Genomic DNA, 2,467 nt, shown 5'->3' on the forward strand with positions numbered 1-2,467 from the left:
AGTGGGTTGCGGGCTGAGGGGGTGCGGCGGCGGTTCGGTGGGCTGCGGGCGGTGGACGGGGTGGATCTGGTGGTTCCGGCGGGCGCGGTTACGGCGGTGATCGGGCCGAACGGGGCGGGCAAGAGCACGTTGTTCGACTGCCTCGCGGGTGGCCGGGTGGATGCGGGCCGGGTGTACCTGGGCGACCGGGACGTCACGCGCTTGCCGCCGCATCGGCGAGCGCGGTTGGGGCTGGCGCGTACGTTCCAGGTGGTGTCCGTGTTTCCCACCCTGACCGTCCTCGACAATCTGCGGGTGGGCGCGGAGAACCACTCGGGCTCGTCCGCGTTGGGCCGGATGCTGGGTCTGCCGACCGCGTCGGACGCCCGTGCCGGGGCTGCGGTCGAGGTCGCGCTGGAGCGGCTCGCGCTGACCGAGTACGCGGATACGCCGGCGGGTGAACTCCCGGCCGGGATACTGCGGATGGTGGAATTGGCCCGCGCGCTGGCCGCGACGCCGTCGGTGCTGCTGCTGGACGAGCCGGCCAGTGGTCTCGACGACGCGCAAACCGACCGGCTGCGGCGCGAGGTGCGGGCGTTGGCGGCCGACGGGCTGGCCATTCTGCTCGTCGAGCACGACATGGACCTGGTCTTCGGCGTGGCGGACACAGTGCACGTGATGGCGGCGGGCAAGCTGGTCGCGTCCGGGACGCCCGCCGAGATCCGCGCCGACGCACAGGCGAGGCAGGTGTATCTCTGATGCCGATCGCTGTGTCCGTCAACGGACTTCGGGTCCGCTACGGACCGATCGAGGCGCTGCACGGCGTGGACCTGGAGTTCCCGGCAGGTGCCGTCACCGCCCTGATCGGCCGCAACGGCTCCGGCCGCACCACGCTGCTCAACACGCTGGCCGGCCTGGTCCGCCCGGTCGCGGGCACCGTCACGTGGCTCGGCGAGGACATCACCACGTGGCCCGCCGACAAACGCGCCCGCGCCGGCGTGACCCTGATCCCGGAACGCGGCGGCATCTTCCCCGGCCTGTCCGTAGCCGACAATCTGACGGTATTCGCCAACGGTACGGACACCACGGGCCGCACCCAAGGCGGCGACATCGAACCGGCCTTGGCCGCCTTCCCGGTACTCGAAGCCCGCCTGGCCCAGAAGGCCCGCACCCTGTCCGGCGGCGAACAACAAATGCTCGCCGTTTCCCGAGCCCTGCTGCGGCCCGCCAAGCTTCTCCTGCTCGACGAACTCAGCCAAGGCCTGGCCCCGCGCATCGCCGGCCGCCTCTACGAGGTCGTCGCCGACCTGGCCACCGCCGACCGCACGGTGATCCTGGTCGAACAACACACCGGCGAGGCCCTCCACCGCGCCGAGGTCGTCTACACCCTGAGTCGAGGCTCGGTAACCTTCCGCGGCGACCCGACCGAGTTTCGGTCCCGCCCCCAGACCACCCACCGCACCTGACGGCTCCAACCGCCGTCCATTTCGGCGGACCCACACGTCGCAGCGAGGACACGGGCCTCCGCCGACGAAGCCGGTGTGGACCTTTCGGCATTCATGCCGGCCGGAGCGGCGCTGTTGATGGAACAGCAGGAGGGCATCCGACGTGCTCTCGCGCCCTTCGAGGAACGCGAATCTGCCGCCGAGCGAGAAGCCGCCGCCATGGGTGATCCCTGCGCCGACGTCGAGCTGACCCCGGAATACGAAGCCGCCATCGAGAGCCAATGGGCCGCGTTGTTCGATGAGGGGACCTTCAGCGAGGGACACGGAGCCGCGTGAGGCTCGTCCCTGCACCGGTGTTCGTCTACGACGCCGGCATGTTGATCGCTGTGGCGGGTCGCGACCGCCATGCCATGGCCCATCATCGGAAGATCCTGAAGTCGGGCGGTCATCGTCCGATCATCACCGGCGCCGTACTCGCGCACGTGTGGCGTACCGACCCGAAGACGGTCTGGACGTTGAGCGAACTGCTCAAGGACTGCACGGTGTTCCGAGCAGCCGATTCGCAACCGGCGGCGCCCGAGGCCGTCGGCCTCTGTCTGCCGTGTAACGCCGGATTCACCATGGCCGACTTCCGAAAGGCCGGCGACATGTGCGGCACGGCGATCCTGCCGCCGAAGAAACGCCCCGATGTGGTGGACGCACTCGTCGTCATGACCGCCTTGAAACACGGCTACGCAATCATCCTCACGTCCGACCCCCAGGACATCGCGGCCTACCGAGACACCCTCCACGCGGAAGAACGCCGTCGAGTCGCGATCTTGCCGGTGGCCTCCCTGGCCTGACGATCCACAGGTACGGAACCCTCCCGAAAACGCCACCCGAAGCCATCGCCGAACCCTGCACGCCGGCCGGGCGGCCTGACGGCACTCGCGTGATCATGCGCTCCACGTGCGTCGCCTTGAAGCACGGCCGCGTCGCCCGACACGACCGGATGAGCCTCGCCGCGAACCCTCGCCCCCCGAGTCCCCTCCCCCGGGACCCCC

4 protein-coding genes are annotated in these 2,467 nt (G+C 70.0%); all 4 read left to right on the forward strand.

The window, feature by feature from the left end; all coding sequences use genetic code 11:
* Positions 1 to 738: ABC transporter ATP-binding protein (locus GT354_RS27510; protein ID WP_202512365.1), on the forward strand; the 738-nt coding region annotated here is incomplete at its 5' end.
* A complete protein-coding gene (locus tag GT354_RS27515) occupies positions 738 to 1,445 on the forward strand; it encodes an ATP-binding cassette domain-containing protein (protein WP_161359076.1) in 708 nt (235 codons plus the stop codon). The genes GT354_RS27510 and GT354_RS27515, both read left to right, overlap by 1 nt.
* A 75-nt stretch (positions 1,446 to 1,520) precedes the next feature.
* On the forward strand, positions 1,521 to 1,760 hold the full coding sequence (locus tag GT354_RS27520) for a hypothetical protein (RefSeq protein ID WP_161359077.1): 240 nt from the start codon (positions 1,521 to 1,523) through the stop codon (positions 1,758 to 1,760).
* The gene (locus tag GT354_RS27525) at positions 1,757 to 2,266 is read left to right on the forward strand and encodes a hypothetical protein (protein ID WP_202512366.1); all 510 of its coding nucleotides are present in this window, start codon (positions 1,757 to 1,759) and stop codon (positions 2,264 to 2,266) included. Before GT354_RS27520 ends, GT354_RS27525 begins: the two co-directional genes overlap by 4 nt.
* The last annotated feature ends 201 nt before the right edge of the window (positions 2,267 to 2,467 follow it).

The sequence above is a fragment of the Streptomyces sp. SID3343 genome, from assembly GCF_009865215.1.
In the GTDB taxonomy this organism is placed as follows: domain Bacteria; phylum Actinomycetota; class Actinomycetes; order Streptomycetales; family Streptomycetaceae; genus Embleya.